The organism is Micromonospora sp. NPDC048835 (genome assembly GCF_040649995.1).
Classification (GTDB): domain Bacteria; phylum Actinomycetota; class Actinomycetes; order Mycobacteriales; family Micromonosporaceae; genus Micromonospora.
In genome coordinates, this window is the sequence record NZ_JBEZGM010000017.1 from 101,889 (window position 1) to 120,913 (window position 19,025).

The following is a 19,025-nucleotide window of genomic DNA, read 5'->3' on the forward strand; positions in this document are numbered from 1 at the left end:
GCTACCTACCCGTCCCCGCGTAGACCACGGCTTCGGTGTCGCCGCCCAGCTCGAACGCGTCGTGGATGGCGCGGACGGCGGCGTCGAGGTCGGTGTCGCGGCAGACCACGGAGACCCGGATCTCGGAGGTGGAGATCATCTCGATGTTGACCCCGGCCGCGCCGAGCGCGGCGAAGAATCCGGCGGCCACCCCGGGGTGGGAGCGCATGCCCGCGCCGATGAGTGAGACCTTGCCGACGTGGTCGTCGTAGAGCAGGCCCTTGAACTTGACCGGCTCCTGGATCTTGCTGAGCGCCGCCATGGCGGTGGGGCCATCAGCCTTGGGCAGGGTGAACGAGATGTCCGTCCGGCCGGTGCCCTCGGTGGAGACGTTCTGCACGATCATGTCGATGTTGATCTCGGCGCCGGCGACGGTGTCGAAGATCCGCGCGGCGGCACCCGGCTCGTCGGGCACCCCGACGATCGTGATCTTGGCTTCGCTGCGGTCGTGCGCGACCCCGGTGATCAGTGCCTGCTCCACGGAAAGGTCCTCCATCGATCCGGTGACCATCGTGCCGGTGTTGGTCGAGTATGACGAACGGACGTGGATCGGCAACCCCGCCCGGCGGGCGTATTCCACGCTACGCAGGTGCAGCACCTTCGCGCCGCACGCGGCCAGCTCCAGCATCTCCTCGTAGGTGATGTCCTTGATGTGCCGGGCGTTGGGCACGATCCGCGGGTCGGCGGTGAAGATGCCGTCCACGTCGGTGTAGATCTCGCAGACATCGGCGTGCAGGGCGGCGGCGAGCGCCACCGCGGTGGTGTCCGAACCACCGCGGCCCAGCGTGGTGACGTCCTTGGTGTCCTGCGAGACGCCCTGGAAGCCGGCCACGATGACCACCGACCCCTCGTCGAGCGCGCCCTTGAGCCGCCCCGGGGTGACGTCGATGATCCGGGCACGGCCGTGCACCGAGGTGGTGATCACGCCGGCCTGCGAGCCGGTGAACGAGCGGGCCTCGTACCCCAGGTTGTGGATGGCCATGGCCAGCAGGGCCATGGAGATCCGCTCGCCTGCGGTGAGCAGCATGTCCAGTTCGCGGCCCGGCGGCAGCGGGCTGACCTGGTTGGCCAGGTCGAGCAGCTCGTCGGTGGTGTCGCCCATCGCGGAGACCACCACCACCACGTCGTCGCCGGCCTTGCGGGCGGCGACGATGCGCTCGGCCACCCGCTTGATCCGCTCGGCGTTGGCGACGGAGGACCCGCCGTACTTCTGCACCACGAGTGCCACGACGGTGCACTCCCTCCCAGCGACCCTGAGCGTGCCGACGCCGCCGGAACCGGGGCCGGCGGCGCGTGTCAAACCCCTTGAGGGTATCCGGCGGGTAACGACGCCGGGTGAGGTGATCCCACCATCCGGCCCGCCCGGTGCCGGCCGAGGTGCTTCCACCAGGTCGCGGCGACCCGGCCCGACACGCCGGGACGAGCCGGTACGCCTCGATGCCCGCCAGCCGGCCGCACCCACCAGAATGGGCCGGTGCCCGTCCTCACCCGCTCGGCCGGCCGCGTGCTCGGGCCGCTCGTCCTCGCCCTGCCGGCGCTCCTGGTCTCCTGCACGAGTGAACAGCCGCCGGCCCCGCCGCCCGCCGATCCGGGGCCGGTCGAGGTGGACGCCGCGCGCGATGAGCTGGCCGCGCTCGCCGCGGCAGCCCAGGATCGGCACCTGACGGCCCAGTACGTGTACAGCCAGCCGGGCCAGCTCGATCGCACCATCGTGTTCACCAGCGCGAACGACGGCACCTGGCGGGTCGACGTGCCGGGCGGCGCGTTGGGTGGCACCGCCGACGTCTCGATGGCCACCACGGCCGACGGGCTGTTCCAGTGCGCCCTGCCCTCGGCCGGCTTCGCCGAGCCGGCGAGCTGTGTACGCCTGGGTGAGCGCGACGACGCGATTCCGCGCCGGTTGGACCCCCGGGTTCAGCACCCGCTCACCGACTGGCTGGACGTGCTGACCGACAGGCGCGCGCCGCTTGCGGTCGCCCCGGCCGACGCACCCAAGGGGATGACCGGCGCCTGCTACTCGGTGGACTCCACCTCGGCGTCGCTCAACGCCCCGCTGGATGTGGGCATCTACTGCTACGACCAGGACGGCACACCGACCGGCGTCCGGACCGGAGCCGGGACGCTGAGACTGGCTGCCGCACCCGGCCCGGCACCGGCGACCGTGCAGCTTGCCGGCCCGGTGGTGGTCGACCGGGAGCCGCTCGACACCGCAGCGCCGCCCACCCCGGACCCGTCGGAGAGCCCGGGCGCGGGAACGCCCTGATCTTCGTCCCGTTACGGGTGCTCTTGCCCACATTCGGACACCCCCCGCCGTTGGGGCGAATCACCCATACAGGACGATCCGACATATGGCTGATCTCACCCCGCTGCTCGCCTACCGCTGGAGTCCACGGGCCTTCGACAGGAGCGCCGAGCTGACCCCGGAGGAGTCCGCCTCGCTCCTCGAGGCCGCCCGTTGGGCCCCGTCGGCTGAGAACGGGCAGCCCTGGCGGTTCGCCCTCGGCCACCGCCACGACGAGACCTGGAAACGGATCCTGATCAGCCTCCCGATCGACGACCAGAGCTGGATCCGGCACGCCGCGACCCTGGTGGTCGGCGCGCACACCGGCCTCGACACCGAGCGGGCCGCGTACGACCTGGGGCAGGCGATGGCCCACCTGACCGTGCAGGCCACCGCGCTCGGGCTGCACGTGCACCAGCTCACGCGGTTCGACCGGGCCGGCCTCTCCACCGAACTCGACCTGCCAGGCGGCGTCCGCCCACTCGTGGTCGCCGCCGTCGGTCGGCTCGGGGACCCGTTCACCCTCCCGGCCGAGCTACGCGCCCGGGAGATCGGCCTACGGCACCGCCGACCGGTCACCGACCTGCTGCTCGCCTGATCGACGGGGTTGGTTACCGACGGCAGCGATCTTCGTGCTGGTAGCGGTGGCTGTCGTGCCCGCGGTGGCCTGGACGCAACGGACGCCGAGGCTGGGTTCCCAGGCCCCGACGCCGACCATGACTCCGGTCCCATAGTCCGGACCAGCCTTTCCACCCCCCGTTCCATCACGTAGGGTGACCTGGATATGTGGCGGGCGCTTCTTCTCCTTAGCCGCCGCGACGAGGCCTGACCGGCCGGCACCTCGTCGCGGAGTCGCATCGCGCCGTCCAGCAATCCGAAACTCTTCTCGGCACCGCCGCGCACCGTCGCCCGGCACTTCGCCGACACCTTCCGATCTGCTGACGCCACATGTTCCAGGGAGCACTCTGAGATGGCTCAACCTGTCACCGACGCCGAGACCGATCCGATCGCCCGGCAGCAACCCAGTCAGATGCCGTACCAGCGCTACCAGCCGTACCGGGAGCAGTTCCGGGTGGAGCTGCCGGACCGCACCTGGCCCACCCGCACCGTCGAGGCGGCCCCCCGGTGGTGCGCGGTGGATCTCCGTGACGGCAACCAGGCCCTGATCGACCCGATGTCGCCGGAGCGCAAGCGCCGGATGTTCCAGTTGCTGGTCCAGATGGGCTACAAGGAGATCGAGGTCGGTTTCCCGTCGGCCAGTCAGACCGACTTCGACTTCGTCCGGCAGCTCATCGAACAGGACATGATCCCGGACGACGTCACCATCCAGGTGCTCACCCAGTGCCGGGAGCACCTGATCGACCGGACGTTCGAGTCGCTGCGCGGCGCGAAGCGGGCCATCGTGCACTTCTACAACTCGACCTCCACCCTCCAGCGACGGGTGGTCTTCGGCCTGGACAAGGACGGCATCGCCGACATCGCCACCATCGGGGCGCGGCTCTGCCAGAAGTACGCGGAGATCCACACCCCGGACACCGAGATCTTCTACGAGTACTCGCCGGAGTCCTACACGGGCACCGAGCTGGAGTACGCGCTGGAGGTCTGCTCCCGGGTGATCGACGTGATCGACCCGACCCCGGACCGGCCGCTGATCATCAACCTGCCGGCGACCGTCGAGATGGCCACCCCCAACGTGTACGCCGACTCGATCGAGTGGATGCACCGGCACCTGCCGCGCCGCGACAGCGTGGTGCTGAGCCTGCACCCGCACAACGACCGGGGCACCGGCGTGGCCGCCGCCGAGCTGGGCCTGCTCGCCGGCGCGGACCGCATCGAGGGCTGCCTGTTCGGCAACGGGGAACGCACCGGCAATGTCGACCTGGTGACCCTGGGCCTCAACATCTTCTCGCAGGGTATCGACCCGATGATCGACTTCTCGAACATCGACGAGATCCGGCGCGCGGTCGAATACTGCAACCAGCTGCCGGTGCACGAGCGCCACCCGTACGCCGGTGACCTCGTCTACACCGCCTTCTCCGGCTCCCACCAGGACGCCATCAAGAAGGGCTTCGACGCCCTCGCCGCCGACGCGAAGGCGGCCGGCGTACCGATGGACGAGCACACCTGGGCCGTTCCGTACCTGCCGATCGACCCGAAGGACCTGGGCCGCACCTACGAGGCGGTCATCCGGGTCAACTCGCAGTCCGGCAAGGGCGGCGTCGCGTACATCATGAAGAGCGAGCACCAACTGGACCTGCCCCGCCGGCTCCAGATCGAGTTCTCCGGGGTCGTCCAGCAGGTCACCGACCACGACGGCGGCGAGGTCGACCCGGCCGCGATGTGGGAGATCTTCGCGACGCACTACCTGCTCGACCACCAGCCCGACCCGGCCGTCCGGCTGACCGGCTACACGATCAGCACCATCGACGGCAAGGTCGAGATCGACACCCAGGTCGGTGTGGGCGGCGAGCAGCGGTCGCTGACCGCTGTCGGCAACGGCCCGATCGACGCGTACGTCAACGCGCTCCAGTCGGTAGGGGTGGGCGTGCGGGTGCTCGACTACCACGAGCACGCGCTCTCCTCCGGTGGTGACGCGCAGGCGGCCGCGTACGTGGAGTGCGAGGTGGACGGGAAGACGGTCTGGGGTGTCGGCACCGACGCCAACATCGTCACCGCCTCGATCAGGGCGGTCACCAGCGCCGTCAACCGCGCCCGCCGCTGACCGACGCCCGACGCCCCCGAGGTGAGCTACCTACTTCGGGGGTGTCGCGGCGGGCATCGAGTGGCAGGGCTGGGACGGCGGGGCTTCCCGGGGCGGTCGGTGCACCAGCACCAGGGCCAGCACCGCACCGGCCACGAGGAGCCCGGCGCACCACTCCATCGCGCCCCGGAACGCGTCGGTCAGCTCGTCCTTCTGCTCGTAGCCGCCGCCGGACAGACCGACCAGCAGCGGCAGCGCCGCCACGGCGAGCAGGCCGCCGGCCCGGGACGCGGCGTTGTTGAAGCCGCTGGCCACCCCGGAGAACCGGTCCTGCACGGCGGCCAGCACCGACGCGGTCAGCGGTGCCACCACCAGGGTCAGCCCGATGCCGAAGAGCAGCACCCCGGGCAGCACGTCGGTCCAGTAGGACGCGCCTGGTCCGACGCCGCGCAGCAGCAGCAGACCGACCGCCGCGACCACCGGCCCGATGGTGAGCGGCAGCCGCGGGCCGATCCGGGCCGACAACGCGCCGGCCCGGGCCGACCCGACCAACAGCAGCAGGGTCATCGGCAGCAACGCGATGCCGGTGCGGAAGGCCGACCACTCGACCACGTTCTGCAGGTAGACGGCGAAGAAGAAGGTGAAGCCGCCGAGCGCCGCGTAGACGACCACGGTGAAGATGTTCAGCACCGAGAAGAGTCGGCTGCCGAACAACCCGGTGGGCAGCATCGCGGCGTCGCCCCGTCGTCGCTCCAGCAGGACGAAGGCCACCGCGGACAGCACCCCGACCAGAGCGGCGATCACCACCTCGGCCGAGTCGAAGCCGCGTGCCGGCGCGTCGATCAGCGCGTACGTGACGCCGGCGAGTGCGAGTGCTCCGAGCAGGGCACCGGCGACGTCGAACCGCCGCCGGTTCCGTCCCCTCCCCTGGGTCCGGGAGGCGCTCTCGTCGCGGCTCTCCGGCACCCAGCGCAGGGCGGCCAGCAGCACCAGCACGGCGATCGGCAGGTTGAGGAAGAAGATCCACCGCCAGGACAGCGCGTCGATCAGCCAACCCCCGATGAACGGGCCCAGCGCGGTGGACACCCCGGACAGCCCGGCCCAGGCGCCGATCGCGCGCCCCCGGTCGTCGGGGTGGAAACTGGCCTGGAGCACCGACAGCGACCCGGGGGTGAGCAACGCGCCACCGGCGCCCTGGAGGAACCGTGCCGCGATCAGCATTCCGGTGCCCTGGGCCAGCCCGCACAGCACGGAGGCGGCGGTGAACCAGACCACGCCGATGAGGAAGATGCGTCGCCGACCGAACCGGTCGCCGAGCGCACCGCCGAGCAGCACGAACGCCGCAAGCATCAGCAGATAACCGTTGATGGTCCACTGGAGATCGGCCACGTTCGCGCCGAGGTCCTGCCCGAGCTTCGGCAGCGCCACGTTGACGACAGTGCTGTCAAGGAAGACCATGCCAGAGGCGAGCACGGCGGCGAGCAGCGTGCCCCGGCCGGCGGTGGTGCCCATCCGGAGGGCGGTTGCCGGTACGGGTGCGGTCATCCCACCAATGTGCCTTGCACCATGTGGGAGACGCCACGAAACGCCGAAACCGTTCCCGGGTACTGTGCGCAATCGCCGGGAGCCCCCAAGCTGGAGAGGTGTCGTCTGTGCGTACCAGATCAGGACCGCGAGTGTCGGTGGTCGCGCTCGTCGCGGCGCTGGCGCTCGGCGTGGCGGGTTGCGTCCCGCCGGATGAGCCGACCGCACCACCACCGAGCGGCGGCGGTAACGCCGCGGAGCAGCTGAGCCAGCTCACCGTCGCGACCGCCGGCTCGATGAAGGGCTACAGCCGGGAGCGTTTCCCGCACTGGCGGGACACCGGCAAGAACTGCGATGTCCGGGACAGCATCCTCCAGCGCGACGGCAAGGACGTGAAGCTGTCCGGCTGCAACGTGGTCGGTGGGCGCTGGGAGAGCGTGTACGACGGGCGCAGCTTCTCGGACCCTTCCGACGTGGACATCGACCACATGGTGCCGTTGGCCAACGCGTGGCGCTCGGGTGCCGACGAGTGGGACAACGCGAAGCGCGGCGATTTCGCCAACGACACCACCCGTCCGCAGCTCTTCGCGGTTTCCGCCTCCTCCAACCGGGCAAAGGGTGACCAGGACCCGTCCCAGTGGAAGCCGGCAAACCGATCGTACTGGTGTCAATACGCCCAGGACTGGGTGACGGTCAAGCACTACTGGCGGTTGACGGTGACCAGCGCCGAAAAGGCCGCGCTTACCGACATGTTGGAGGGCTGTTGAGTGGGGAGCGACTCGTGACCGCCACCGGGGAGAGCGGCCCGGCCGCCGCCGGTATGACCGCGGACGGGGCCGCCGAGACCCCCGCCGCCGTGCCCGGGGCCGGAATGGTGGCGGATTCGGGCGGCGCGGCCGGCCCGCAGAGCCGCACCGCCGACATCGTGCCCGGCCCCGGCGGCGTGATGACCGACGAGGTCGGCGTCGTCACCGGCGACCTGACGTTGCGCACCGAGTACGCGGACGGCACGGTCACCCTGCGGGTGCAGTACAAGGACGCGGACGAGTGGTACGCGGTGACCGGCGCGTCGGTCGCGCTGGCCGACCCGGCAGGGCTGGACGCGGTGCACGGCGTCGCGGTCGGGCTGCTGCACCGCCCTGAGGGCTGAGCCGTCCGGCGGGCTGACCCGCCCGGACAGGCACCGGCTCAGGGGCCGTCCTGGACGGGACGGCCCCTGACGGCGTCACGGGGTCGGGATCAGCTCACCGGGCGGGTCGAGGGGGCCGGTGCCCTCCACCGGGCGGACCAACTCCACCTCGACCTGGTGCGGCCGGATCTGGCCGGCGGCGATGTCCTCGGCGAAGTGGCAGGCCACCCGATGCCCGCCGACCACGTCGCGCAGCTCCGGTCGCTCGTCGGCGCACCGGGTCGGCTGCGCCCACGGGCACCGGGTGTGGAACCGGCAACCGGACGGCGGATTGGTCGGCGAGGGCAGGTCGCCGGCGAGCAGGATCCGTTCACGACGGTCCTCCACCAGCGGGTCGGGCACCGGCACCGCGGACATCAGAGCCCGGGTGTACGGGTGCATCGGCTCGCGGTAGAGGTCGTCGCTGGACGCCTCCTCCACCAACCCGCCCAGGTACATCACACCCACCGTGTCGGCGATGTGCCGGACCACCGCCAGGTCGTGCGCGATGATCAGGTACGTCAGGCCGCGCTCGTTCTGGAGGTCCTCCAGCAGGTTGAGCACCTGGGCCTGGATCGACACGTCCAGCGCGGAGACCGGCTCGTCGGCGACGATCAGGTCCGGGTCGAGCACCAGCGCCCGGGCGATGCCGATCCGCTGGCGCTGGCCGCCGGAGAACTCGTGCGGGTACTTGCCGAGGGCCGACGCGGGCAGGCCGACGGCCTCCAGCGTCTCGCGCAGCCGCCGGTTGGTCTCGGCCTTGTCGCCGGCCAACCCGTGCGCCTTGAGCCCCTCCACCAGCAGCGACTCCACCGACTGTCGGGGGTCGAGGCTGGAGAGCGGGTCCTGGAAGATCATCTGCATGCGGCGGCGGGCGCGGCGCATCGCCTCGCCCTTGAGGGCACGGACGTCGGTGCCCTCGAAGATGATCTCGCCGTCGGTGGGCTCGACGAGCCGCAACAACCCCCGGCCCAACGTCGACTTGCCGCAGCCCGACTCGCCGACCAGCCCGTAGGTCTCGCCCTTGCGGATGCTCAGCGACACCCCGTCCACGGCGTAGACGTAGCCGACGGTCCGGTCGAAGAGCAGACCACTCTTGATCGGGAAGTGGACCTTGATGTCGCGCAGTTCGATCAGGGGTTCGGTCTGTTCGGTCATCGGACCGCCACCTCCTCGGAGACGGGGTTGTTGCAGCGGAGGTCGCCGCCGTCGGCGGTGGGTTCGAGCGGCGGAGGCCCTTCCAGGCACGCGTCCACGACGTTGTCGCAGCGCGGCGCGAACGCGCACCCCTCGGCCCAGGGGATGTTGTCCGAGACCGACCCACGGATCGCGTGCAGCCGCTCACCGCGGGGTGAGTCGAGCCGGGGCACCGAGCTGAGCAGCCCGTGCGTGTACGGGTGGCGGGCGTGCGCGAACAGCTGGTGCCGTCGCTCCCGCTCGACGACCTTGCCGCCGTAGAGCACGTTGACCGTGTCACAGAGCCCGGCCACCACGCCCAGGTCGTGAGTGATCATGACGAGCGCGGTGCCGGTCTCGTCCACCAACTGCTTGAGCAGGGTGAGGATCTGCGCCTGGATGGTCACGTCGAGCGCGGTGGTCGGCTCGTCCGCGATCAGCAGTCGAGGCTTGCAGGCCAGCGCGATGGCGATCAGCGCGCGCTGCCGCATCCCGCCGGAGATCTGGTGCGGGTACTCGGAGAGCCGCCGCTGCGGGTCCGGGATTCCGACGGCGTCGAGCAGGTCCCGCGACTCCCGCAGCGCCTGCTTGCGGTCCCGGCCCTGGTGCCGCTCCAACACCTCGGCGACCTGGACACCGATCGGGATGACCGGGTTCAGCGAGGAGAGCGGGTCCTGGAAGATCATGCTGATCTCCCGACCACGCCGGTCGCGCATGTCGTCCGGCCGCAACGTCAGCAGGTCGGTGCCCTCGAACAGCACCTCACCGGTGACCTTGTTACCCCGTTTGGGCAGCAGCCCCATGATGGCCAGGCTGGTCACGCTCTTGCCGCAGCCGGACTCGCCGACCAGGCCGACGGTCTGCCCCGGTTCCACCGTGAAGCTGACCTTGTCGACGGCGGTGAAGGGTCGCTCGCCTCGCCGCTGGAACACGACGCTCAGGTCACGGACGTCGAGCAGGCTCATCGGGTCACTTCCTCACTGCTGTGGTCCTTCGCTCGCGCCTGTGGGGGTCGCAAGCTCACTCCTCGCGCTCGCCGAAGGCGGGCACCGGACGTGCTGGTCGCGCGCATCGCGGTCACCGCCGGTTCTTCGGGTCGATCGCCTCGCGCATCGCCTCACCCAGCAGGGTGAAGCCGAGCGCGACCACGATGATCGCGAGCGCGGGGTAGTACGCCAACTCCGGGCGGACCTCGAAATAGCGCTGACCGTCCACGCCGAGCATCAGGCCCCACTCGGCCCGGTTGATGTCCGGGTCACCAAGACCCAGGAAGGACAGCGCCGCCGCGTCCAGGATGGCCACCGCGAACGTCAGGGTGGCCTGCACGATCACCGCGGTCAGCGAGTTGGGCAGCATGTGCCGCAGCACGATGTTGCGCTCCTTGACGCCGAGCGCGCGGGCGGCGAGCACGTGGTCGCTCTCCCGCTGGGCCAGCATCGAGCCGCGCAGCAGCCGGGCGAAGATCGGCACACTCACGATGGCCACCGCGAAGATGACCGTCCACTGGCTCGACCGGCTCGCCATCGCGACCAGCGTGATCGCGAGCAGCAGGCTGGGCAGGGCCAGCATCACGTCGGTGAGGCGCATCAGAACCACGTCGACCCAACCACCGAAGGCACCGGCGATCGCACCGATCAGCACGCCGAGCGCGAGACCGATGAGGGTGGCGAGCACGCCCACGAAGAGCGTCTGCCGGGCGCCGTAGATCATCCGGGACAGGAAGTCCCGGCCGAGTGGGTCGGAGCCGAACGGGAAGTCACCGCTGGCACCCGGAATGGTGTCCACGGTGAGGCCCTTGGTCAGCTCGTCGAAGCGCTGCACCGGATCGTGCGGCGCGATCAGCGGAGCGAAGATCGCCACCAGGACGAACAGCCCCACGATGACGGCGCCGACGATGGCGACCGGGTTGCGCCGCAACCGGCGTACGGCGTCGCGGACGAGGCTCACCCCGCCCCGGTCGGCCGCACTGGCCTGGGCCAGCTCGTCCAGTCGCGCCTTCTTGCGGTCGCCCAGCAGGCCGATGCTGCGCTCGCTCATGCCGGGGCGTGGCTTGTCGTCCCCGGGACGGGGGGCCGGCACGCCGGCCTCGGTGATGGGGTCACTCATCGCACACGCACCCTCGGGTCGATGAAGGCGTAGGAGAGGTCGACCAGCAGGTTGACCACCACGAAGACCAGCGCGGCGAGCAGGATGATCGCCTGGAGCACCGGGTAGTCCCGCCCGCCGCTGATCGAGTCGGTGATCAGCGTGCCGATGCCGCCCCAGTTGTAGACCTTCTCGGTGAGCACCGCGCCGGAGAGCAGCGCACCGGTCTGTAGACCGATGGTGGTGACCACCGGCAGCAGCGCGTTGCGCAGGATGTGCCGACCACGGATGGTGCGGTGCCGCAGGCCCTTCGCCTCGGCGGTCCGCACGTAGTCCTCGTTGAGGACGTCGAGCACGCTGGCCCGGGTGATCCGCACGATCACCGCCAGCGGGATGGTGGCGAGCGTGATCGCCGGCAGGATCAGGTGCCACAGCGCGTCCGCGCTGGCGTCGAACTCGCGGGTGAGCAGGCCGTCGAGCACGAAGAAGCCGGTGACGTTCGTGTTGTCCAGACCAGTGGTGAGCCGCCCGGACGGCGGGAACCAGTGGATGTTCTGCGTGAAGACGTCCTTGAGCAGGTAGCCCAGGAAGAAGATCGGGATGGAGATGCCGAGCAGGGTGCCGGCGATGGTGACGTTGTCCGGCCACCGTCCACGCCAGCGGGCGGCGAGGTAGCCGAGCGGCACCCCGAGGCCAACGGCGATGATCATCGCGGCGAGGGCCAGCTCGATGGTGGCCGGGAACGCACGGCTGATGACCTCGGTGACCGGGTCACCGGTCCGGATCGAGTTGCCGAAGTCGCCGGTCAGCACGCGCTGCATGAACTTGCCGTACTGCACCAGGATCGGCTGGTCATAGCCGAGCGCCTTGGTCAGCAGGGCACGGCGCTCGGGGGTGGCCCGCTCACCGAGCAGCGCCTCGACCGGGCCACCGGGCAGGTTCCGCAGCCAGATGAAGATCAGCGCCGACAGCGCTAAGAGGGTCACCACCAACTGCAACAGGCGGCGGACTATGACTCGCAACATCTCTCACACCAGACTCTCGATGATCGCGGAATCGGCCCGGACCGGGGAAGGAGCCCCGGACCGGGCCGATTCACGCCTACGGCCTCAGCCGACGGACGTCACTTGCTGATGCTGACCGTGTTGAACCGCTCGTCGGTCAGCGGGCTGGCCACGAGCCCCTTGACATCCTTGGTGACGACGATCGCCGGCGGGGCGTGCCAGACCGGCACTGCCGGCAGCCACTTGGCGGCGATGTCCCGGTTGACCTGCTCCCAGGCCGCCTTCTTGCCGGCGTCGTCGACGGTGGCGTCAGCCTTGGCGATGGCGTCGAACATCTCGGTCATCGCCTGGTCGCCGAACTCGGCCTTGCCCCGGCCGAAGAACGTGCCGACGAAGTTGCCCGGGTCGTTGTAGTCGCCGGTCCAACCGAGGATGTGCAGGTCGTGCTTACCGAACTGCTGCACGTCGTCCTTGAAGCCACCGTTCCACGGGCGAGGAGTTCCGTTGACCTTGATGCCCACGGCCTGGAGGTCGTTGGCCAGGACGGTGAAGATCTCCTGCGGGTTCGGCATGTACGGCCGGGAGACGTCCGGCGGGTAGTAGAAGTTCAGCGTCAGACCCTCGGCGCCGGCCTCCTTGAGGAGCTGCTTGGCCTTGTCCGGGTTGTACTCGTACTTCTGCACGTCCGGGGCGTAGCCGAGCACGGTGTCCGGCAGGAACTCGTCGGCGACCTTGGCGCCACCCGGGCCCTTGGTCTGCACCAGCTGCTGGCGGTTGAGCGCGTAGGCGATCGCCTGCCGCACCCGCAGGTCCTTCAGCTTCGGGTTCTTCTGGTTGAGACCCAGGTAGAGGATGTTGAACGCCGGGCGGTTGATGACCTGGAAGCCCTCACCCTCGAGCGCCTTGCGGTCGGCCGGGGCCGGGAAGTCGATGCCCTGCACGGTGCCGGCACGGAGCTCCTGCTTGCGGGTGCTCTCGTCCTTGATGATCTTGATGATCATCTTGTCCACCTTGGCCTTCTCGCCAAAGTAGTCCGGGTTGCGGTTCAGGGTGATCTCGTTCTTGGCCTTGTCCCAGCCACCGAAGGTGAACGGGCCGGTGCCGACCGGGTGCTCGTTGGCGAACGCGCTGTACGAGAACGAGTCACCGCTCTGCGTGACCGTGTTGGCGTCGTACTTCTTGAGCGCCTCGGGGCTCGCGATCGACAGCGAGGTCAGCGCGAAGGCACCGGGGAAGGCACCCTTGTACTTGTTCAGGGTCAGGACGGCCGTCCCGCCGTCCTTGGCCTCGCACTTGTTGTAGATCGACTCGCCGGCGCCCTCGGCCTCGTTCTTCGCGAACCCGCCAAAGGTGTCCATGTAGTAGATCATCTGGGACTGGGCGGCAGCGCCCTTCATGTTGTACCAACGGTCGAAGTTGAAGCAGACCGCCGCGGCGTCGAACGGGGTGCCGTCGTGGAACTTGACGCCCTGACGGAGCTTGAACGTCCAGACCTTGCCGGCCGGGTCGTGCTCCCAGCTCTCCGCCAGACCGCCCTGAAGCTCCGCGGTGCCCGGCTTGTGGCTCACCAGGGTGTCGAACATCTGCCGAACCGGCCGGAACGACTCGCCGTCATCGTTGAAGATCGGATCGAAGTTCTTCGGGTCGCCGGCACCCGCGAAGATGAAGGTGCCGCCAGTCTTGGCCTCGCCAGTGTCACCGTCGCGATCGCTCTCCGCGCAGCCGGCCGCGCCGACCGCCAGAGCGGCAACGGCCGCGATGGCCACAGCCGTTTTTAGCCTTCTCGCCTGCATCTCTCACCTCTGTCATGCGGATGACCACACCGAGTTGTGGCTCGGTCCGTGTGCGGGAGGCTATGACATGTCACACGTGCAGCGGAACGGGCGTTAGGCAATCGCTATCAAGCCGACACCTTGTGCGGGGGTCTGACACTCGACGGCTCGGCGAACACACGGGGCGACACATTGATCGTTGCCGCGCCGGGCACCACGACGGGGTGGCATCGTCACGGACGACACCACCCCCGGCGGTACGAATCAGACGGCCCGGCGACCTTCGAAGGCCCGGCCCAGCGTGATCTCGTCGGCGTACTCCAGATCGCCACCGACCGGCAGCCCACTGGCCAGCCGGGTCACCGAGATGCCCATCGGCTTCACCATCAGCGCCAGGTAGGTGGCGGTCGCCTCACCCTCGGTGTTCGGATCCGTGGCCAGGATCAACTCCCGTACCCCGCCGCCACCGAGCCGGATCATCAGCTCGCGGATGCGTAGATTGTCCGGGCCGATCCCCTCCAGCGGATTGATCGCGCCACCCAGCACGTGATAGCGACCGCGGAACTCGCCCGTCCGCTCGATGGCCACCACGTCCTTGGGCTCCTCCACCACGCACAGCACCTCGTCGGTACGGCGCGGGTCGCGGCAGATCCGGCACTGCTCGGACTCGGCCACGTTGTAACAGGTCGTGCAGAACCGCACCAGCTCCTTGACCTTGCGCAACGCGCCGGCCAGCCGGTTGACGTCGGCCGGATCGGCCGAGAGGACGTGGAACGCGATCCGCTGGGCGCTCTTCGGGCCCACGCCCGGCAACCGACCCAGCTCGTCGATCAGGTCCTGGATGGCACCTTCGTACATCTGCCGGCTCAGAAACCGGGCAGGCCGAGGCCGCCCATGCCGCCGGCGACCGGGCCCATCTTGCGCTCGGTCAGCTCACGGGCCGCCTCGGCGGCGTTGTGCACGGCCGCGACGACCAGATCCTCGAGCGTCTCCACGTCGTCCGGGTCGACGGCCTTCGGGTCGATCTTGATGGCCTTGAGCTCACCGGAACCGGAGACGGTCGCGGTGACCAGCCCGCCACCGGCGGTGCCGGTCAGCTCGGCCTCGGCCAGCTCGGCCTGGGCGGCGGCGATCTGCTGCTGCATCTTCTGCGCCTGCTTCAGCATCTGCTGCATGTTCGGCTGTCCACCTGGGCGCACGGGATGGCTCCTTCTCACACTCGTCTGCTCGACCGCCGCTCAGCCTATCCGCTGGGACCGACCGCTCCCCGCCCGGTTGGTCCGCCCACGCCGAGCCTTCGGGGTACGGCTACCCCTACCCCGAAACGGCCATCTGCTGGTAGTGCGCCGAGGGCCACCGCACTGGTGTGCTCGTGGCATGAACCTCAACCGCACCAGCCGGGCCGGTGCGCTGTGCTGGCTCGCGGCCACACCCCTCTTCCTCGTCGCCAGCCTGATCACCGGGCTGCGGTGGCGCGAGCCGACCTACAGCTGGGCCACCCACAACATCAGCGACCTGGGCAACGCCCACTGCGGCGTCTGGGACACCACCCGCCCCCGCTACGTCTGCTCGCCGTGGCACCCACTGATGAACACCGCGACGCTTGCCACCGCCGTACTGCTCGCCGCCGGGCTCCTGCTCACCTGGCGCACCCTCGGCCGCGGCGCGGTGGTGCGCACGGCCCAGACACTCCTGCTGCTGGCCAGCGGCGGGTACGCGCTGGTCGCTCGCCACCCCGCCGACGTCGACGAGAACCTGCACGTCCTCGGCGCATTTCTGATCATGGGGGTCGGCAACATCGGGCTGCTCCTCGCCGGCTGTGCACCGCGCGACACGACGCTCGGCAGGTGGCGACGACTCACCCTCACCGCCGGCCTAGTCGCGCTGGCCGGAACGACCCTGTTCTTCGCCCAGCAGAGCCTGGGAATCGGAGTAGGCGGAATGGAACGCCTAGCCGTCCTACCCTTCCCCATCTGGGCCGTCTGCCTCGGAGTCCTCCTGGCCGAACCCCCTCCCCTGCGCGATGTTGCACTTTCTGCGTCGACACAGGAGGGCATTCTGCCCATTTCGACAACCGAAACTGCAAGATCGGCGAGCCAGGGGGCGGGGGCTAGCGGGCGTCGACCTCGTTGATCTTCTCGGCGCCGAAGGTCTCGCGAAGCAGGCGTACTGCCTGCTCCTCGCTCGACTCTCGGGCCGTCTTCTCGTCGATGATCTCGTCCAACGGCTCGTCGCCCGGGTCGAACCCCTCGTAGGCCGGGGCCGCCGCCGCGCCGCCCGGCCGACCGCCGGCCCGCGCCGGGCCGTCGAAGTCCGGGTCGTAGGGCGGCTCGCCGGCCCACTCGGCGTCCGCGACGGGTCGGGCTGCCGCTGCGGTACGCGCACCACGCCCCGCCGCCGCCGCGCGAGCCGCGGCGATGGCGCTGCTCACCGGTGCACCACCGGCTGCCGCCGGCTGCCGGGCCGCCGGTGTCGGGTTACCCCGCCCGTCCGCCCTACCGCCGCGGGCCGCTGTTCCGGGTCCGCCCGAACCGCCCGGTCCGGTGCCGTTCGCGCCACCGCCGTTGCTGCCGCCGCCGTTGCTGCCGCCGGCGTTGCTGCCGCCGGCGTTGCTGCCGCCGGCGTTCGCGCCGCCACCGCTGTTCGCGCCACCGCCGTTAAGGGCGCCACTGTTGGTGTCACCACTGCCGAGGCCGCCGCCGTTCACGGCGCCGCCGTGAGCGGCAGCAGAGCCCGTCGCGGAGTGCGAGCCGTCGCGGCTCGAGTCGTTCCCGGCCGCCGCGCCGCCAGGTCGGGCGGCCTCCGGCCAGTCCTCGTCGTCAGTCGCCTCGGCAGCCTGGGCACCGCCTCCGGGACGGGCCGCCTCCGGCCAGTCGCCCTCGTCGTCTGCCGCCCCGGACGGCGAAGCACCCGGCCGACCAGCACCGTGACCACCAGAAGCCCCGCCGGCGGCACCCGCCGGGTTCGCCGGGTCACGAGGCGCGCTCACCGATCCAGCGGAGGCGTGCGAGCCCGGCGCGGCGTTCGTCCCAGGGACGACATTCGAGTTCCCCGTGGTGGGCGGTGTGCCCGTCGGGGCGTTGGCTACCGCACTCCCCAGCCCGTCGACGCTCGAGCCCGGCACAGCGTACGAGCCCGGCGCGGCGGCGGCGGGCGGGGGCGCGGTGTTCGTCGCGGCCGGCGGTGTGGCGGGGCGAGCCGGTGCAGTGGGCTGGGTACGGGGTGAGCTGGGCAGCGACACACCACCGCGCTCGCCGGCCACCTCGCACCGGATCTGCCAGCGGCCGCCCAACTCCTCGTAGAGCGCGTCGGTGAGCACCGCCGCGTGGTCGGCCATCATCTTGGCCAGCACGGTGGACTTCACCGTCAGCACCAGCATGTCGCCGTCGAGTTCACGGACGACCGCGTCCCGCATCAGGGCGGCGATCCGCTTGTTGGTCCGGTTGACCTTGCCGACCACGTCGGGCCAGACGCGGCGGACCGCGACCGCGTCCAGCGCGGCGGGCGGTGCTCCCGGTCGGGGCGGCGCGGGTGTCGCCGGGTCGGGAAGCACCGCCGACGGTGGCACCACGCGACGCGGGGCCGAGCCGGCGGGTGAGCCGGGCACGGCCTCGGCGGGGGAACCGGTCGACGCGCCGGGGGACGCCGGGATCGGCGAGTCGGCCGCCGAGACGGACGAGGCCGGTGCACCGAAGGTCGAAGCGGGCGAGACGGGAACGCCGGAGACCGGGGCCGGAGCGCCGGAGACCGAGGCGGAAGCGCCGACAGTCGGGGCAGCCGGGGCCGGAGCGCCCGGGGCCGCGCCGCTCCGGGGCGGGGACGCTGGCGGGTCGACAGTCCACGGCGGTGCGGAGGTCGGGGCGTTCGCCGGTGCCGGGGTGCCGGCAGCCGGGACCGGGGTGGCTGGCTGTGGGCGTACCCCTGGGTGGGTGGTTGGTGCGGAGCCGGTGGCGGCCGACGGCGCGTCGGTGCCGCCCAGGGTGAGCCGACGTTCCATCCGCTCCAGGCGTTGGAGCAGCCCGCCGGTGGAGTCGTCCACGCCGGGCAGCAGCATCCGGGCGCAGATCAGCTCCAGCAGCAGCCGGGGCGCGGTGGTGCCGCGCATCTCGACCAGCCCGTCGTGCACGATGTCGGCGCAGCGGGAGAGCGTGGCCGAGCCGAGCTGCGAGGCCTGGGCGGCCATCCGTTCGATCTGGTCGGCCGGGCCGTCGATGAGGCCCTTCGCGGCGGCGTCCGGCACCTGTTGGATGACGATCAGGTCGCGGAGTCGTTCCAGCAGGTCGGAGGCGAACCGGCGCATGTCGTGCCCGGCCTCGGCGACCCGGTCGACGGTGGCGTACGCGGCCGCGCCGTCACCGGCGGCCAGTGCGTCGCACATCTCGTCGATCAGCGCGGAGTCGGTGACCCCGAGCAGCGAGACGGCTCGGGCGTAGCTGACCCCTTCCGCGCCCGCCCCGGCGATGAGCTGGTCGAGCACGGAGAGGCTGTCCCGCATGCTGCCGCCACCGGCACGCACCACGAGCGGAAAGACCGCCGGCTCGACGGCGACGCCCTCGGCCTGGGTGAGTTGCTCCAGGTACGGGCGGACCACCTTCGGTGGGAACAGCCGGAACGGGTAGTGGTGGGTCCGCGACCGGATCGTGCCGAGGACCTTCTCCGGCTCGGTGGTGGCGAAGATGAACTTGACGTACTCCGGAGGCTCCTCGACCAGCTTGAGCAGGGCGTTGAAGCCCTGGGTCGAGACCATGTGCGCCTCGTCGATGATGTAGATCTTGAACCGGCTGCTGGCCGGTGCGAAGAAGGCACGCTCGCGCAGCTCGCGGGCGTCGTCGACACCACCGTGGCTGGCTGCGTCGATCTCGATCACGTCGATCGAGCCGGCACCGTCGGCGGCCAGGGAGCGGCAGGAGTCACACTTGCCGCACGGCTCCGGGGTGGGGCCCTGCTCACAGTTGAGCGAGCGGGCCATGATCCGGGCGCTGGTGGTCTTGCCGCAGCCGCGCGGGCCGGAGAAGAGGTAGGCGTGGTTGAGCCGCCCGCTGCGCAGCGCCTGCGACAGCGGCTCGGTCACGTGCTCCTGGCCGATGACCTCAGCGAAGGTACGCGGCCGGTACTTGCGGTAGAGCGCCAGCGTCACTCGTCCCGCCTCCTCTCGACCGAGCCATTCTGCGCCGGTCGGGCGCGGGTGACCACCCACCCCGCCGGGGCGCCTGGGCCTTCAGCCTTGATCGACCGGGCCACTAGGGCTTGATCGACTCGGCTTCCTGGAAACCGC

16 protein-coding genes are annotated in these 19,025 nt (G+C 70.6%); 6 read left to right on the forward strand and 10 right to left on the reverse strand.

The features are described from left to right. Position 1: 1 nt before the first annotated feature. Positions 2-1,267 carry an aspartate kinase gene (locus AB0C15_RS21135; RefSeq protein ID WP_279515351.1) on the reverse strand — a complete coding sequence of 422 codons (1,266 nt, stop codon included), beginning with the start codon at positions 1,265-1,267 and terminating at the stop codon, positions 2-4. Between the two features lie 246 nt (positions 1,268-1,513). Here AB0C15_RS21135 and AB0C15_RS21140 point away from each other — a divergent pair, with 246 nt between their 5' ends. The 3 genes from AB0C15_RS21140 (at position 1,514) to leuA (ending at position 5,042) form a co-directional block, all read left to right on the forward strand. Further along, complete coding sequence (locus AB0C15_RS21140; RefSeq protein ID WP_357354382.1) at positions 1,514-2,302, forward strand: hypothetical protein; 789 nt, start codon at positions 1,514-1,516, stop codon at positions 2,300-2,302. 85 nt (positions 2,303-2,387) lie between these two features. Beyond that, positions 2,388-2,918 carry a nitroreductase family protein gene (locus AB0C15_RS21145; RefSeq protein WP_357354384.1) on the forward strand — a complete coding sequence of 177 codons (531 nt, stop codon included), beginning with the start codon at positions 2,388-2,390 and terminating at the stop codon, positions 2,916-2,918. A 372-nt stretch (positions 2,919-3,290) separates the two neighbouring features. Further along, a complete protein-coding gene (leuA, locus tag AB0C15_RS21150; protein ID WP_357354386.1) occupies positions 3,291-5,042 on the forward strand; it encodes a 2-isopropylmalate synthase in 1,752 nt (583 codons plus the stop codon). A gap of 30 nt (positions 5,043-5,072) precedes the next feature. On the opposite strand, the gene AB0C15_RS21155 is transcribed toward leuA, so the two are convergent. Further along, positions 5,073-6,566 carry an MFS transporter gene (locus AB0C15_RS21155; protein WP_357354388.1) on the reverse strand — a complete coding sequence of 498 codons (1,494 nt, stop codon included), beginning with the start codon at positions 6,564-6,566 and terminating at the stop codon, positions 5,073-5,075. A gap of 107 nt (positions 6,567-6,673) precedes the next feature. On the opposite strand from AB0C15_RS21155, the gene AB0C15_RS21160 reads away from it, so the two are divergent. Beyond that, the gene (locus AB0C15_RS21160; protein WP_357354390.1) at positions 6,674-7,312 is read left to right on the forward strand and encodes an HNH endonuclease family protein; all 639 of its coding nucleotides are present in this window, start codon (positions 6,674-6,676) and stop codon (positions 7,310-7,312) included. A 14-nt stretch (positions 7,313-7,326) separates the two neighbouring features. Continuing rightward, the gene (locus AB0C15_RS21165) at positions 7,327-7,695 is read left to right on the forward strand and encodes a hypothetical protein (protein ID WP_357354392.1); all 369 of its coding nucleotides are present in this window, start codon (positions 7,327-7,329) and stop codon (positions 7,693-7,695) included. A gap of 75 nt (positions 7,696-7,770) precedes the next feature. Here AB0C15_RS21165 and AB0C15_RS21170 read toward each other — a convergent pair whose 3' ends face one another. The 7 genes from AB0C15_RS21170 to AB0C15_RS21200 form a co-directional block, all read right to left on the reverse strand. Next, positions 7,771-8,871: an ABC transporter ATP-binding protein gene (locus AB0C15_RS21170; protein ID WP_357354394.1), complete on the reverse strand. Its 1,101-nt coding sequence runs from the start codon at positions 8,869-8,871 to the stop codon at positions 7,771-7,773. Next, entirely contained in the window at positions 8,868-9,854 is a 987-nt protein-coding gene (locus tag AB0C15_RS21175; protein ID WP_357354396.1) for an ABC transporter ATP-binding protein, read from the reverse strand. Before AB0C15_RS21175 ends, AB0C15_RS21170 begins: the two co-directional genes overlap by 4 nt. A gap of 112 nt (positions 9,855-9,966) precedes the next feature. Beyond that, positions 9,967-10,926, reverse strand: a complete 960-nt coding sequence (locus AB0C15_RS21180; RefSeq protein ID WP_357354491.1) for an ABC transporter permease — start codon at positions 10,924-10,926, stop codon at positions 9,967-9,969. A gap of 65 nt (positions 10,927-10,991) precedes the next feature. Further along, the gene (locus AB0C15_RS21185) at positions 10,992-11,999 is read right to left on the reverse strand and encodes an ABC transporter permease (RefSeq protein WP_357354398.1); all 1,008 of its coding nucleotides are present in this window, start codon (positions 11,997-11,999) and stop codon (positions 10,992-10,994) included. Positions 12,000-12,097: 98 nt separating this feature from the next. Next, positions 12,098-13,771: an ABC transporter substrate-binding protein gene (locus AB0C15_RS21190; protein WP_357354400.1), complete on the reverse strand. Its 1,674-nt coding sequence runs from the start codon at positions 13,769-13,771 to the stop codon at positions 12,098-12,100. A 243-nt stretch (positions 13,772-14,014) separates the two neighbouring features. Then, complete coding sequence (recR, locus tag AB0C15_RS21195; RefSeq protein WP_030328135.1) at positions 14,015-14,608, reverse strand: recombination mediator RecR; 594 nt, start codon at positions 14,606-14,608, stop codon at positions 14,015-14,017. 8 nt (positions 14,609-14,616) lie between these two features. Further along, positions 14,617-14,925, reverse strand: a complete 309-nt coding sequence (locus AB0C15_RS21200) for a YbaB/EbfC family nucleoid-associated protein (RefSeq protein ID WP_007466279.1) — start codon at positions 14,923-14,925, stop codon at positions 14,617-14,619. Between the two features lie 202 nt (positions 14,926-15,127). On the opposite strand from AB0C15_RS21200, the gene AB0C15_RS21205 reads away from it, so the two are divergent. Continuing rightward, complete coding sequence (locus AB0C15_RS21205; protein WP_357354402.1) at positions 15,128-15,883, forward strand: DUF998 domain-containing protein; 756 nt, start codon at positions 15,128-15,130, stop codon at positions 15,881-15,883. On the opposite strand, the gene AB0C15_RS21210 is transcribed toward AB0C15_RS21205, so the two are convergent. Beyond that, positions 15,861-18,887 carry a DNA polymerase III subunit gamma and tau gene (locus AB0C15_RS21210; protein ID WP_357354404.1) on the reverse strand — a complete coding sequence of 1,009 codons (3,027 nt, stop codon included), beginning with the start codon at positions 18,885-18,887 and terminating at the stop codon, positions 15,861-15,863. The genes AB0C15_RS21205 and AB0C15_RS21210 overlap by 23 nt on opposite strands. Positions 18,888-19,025 lie beyond the last annotated feature (138 nt).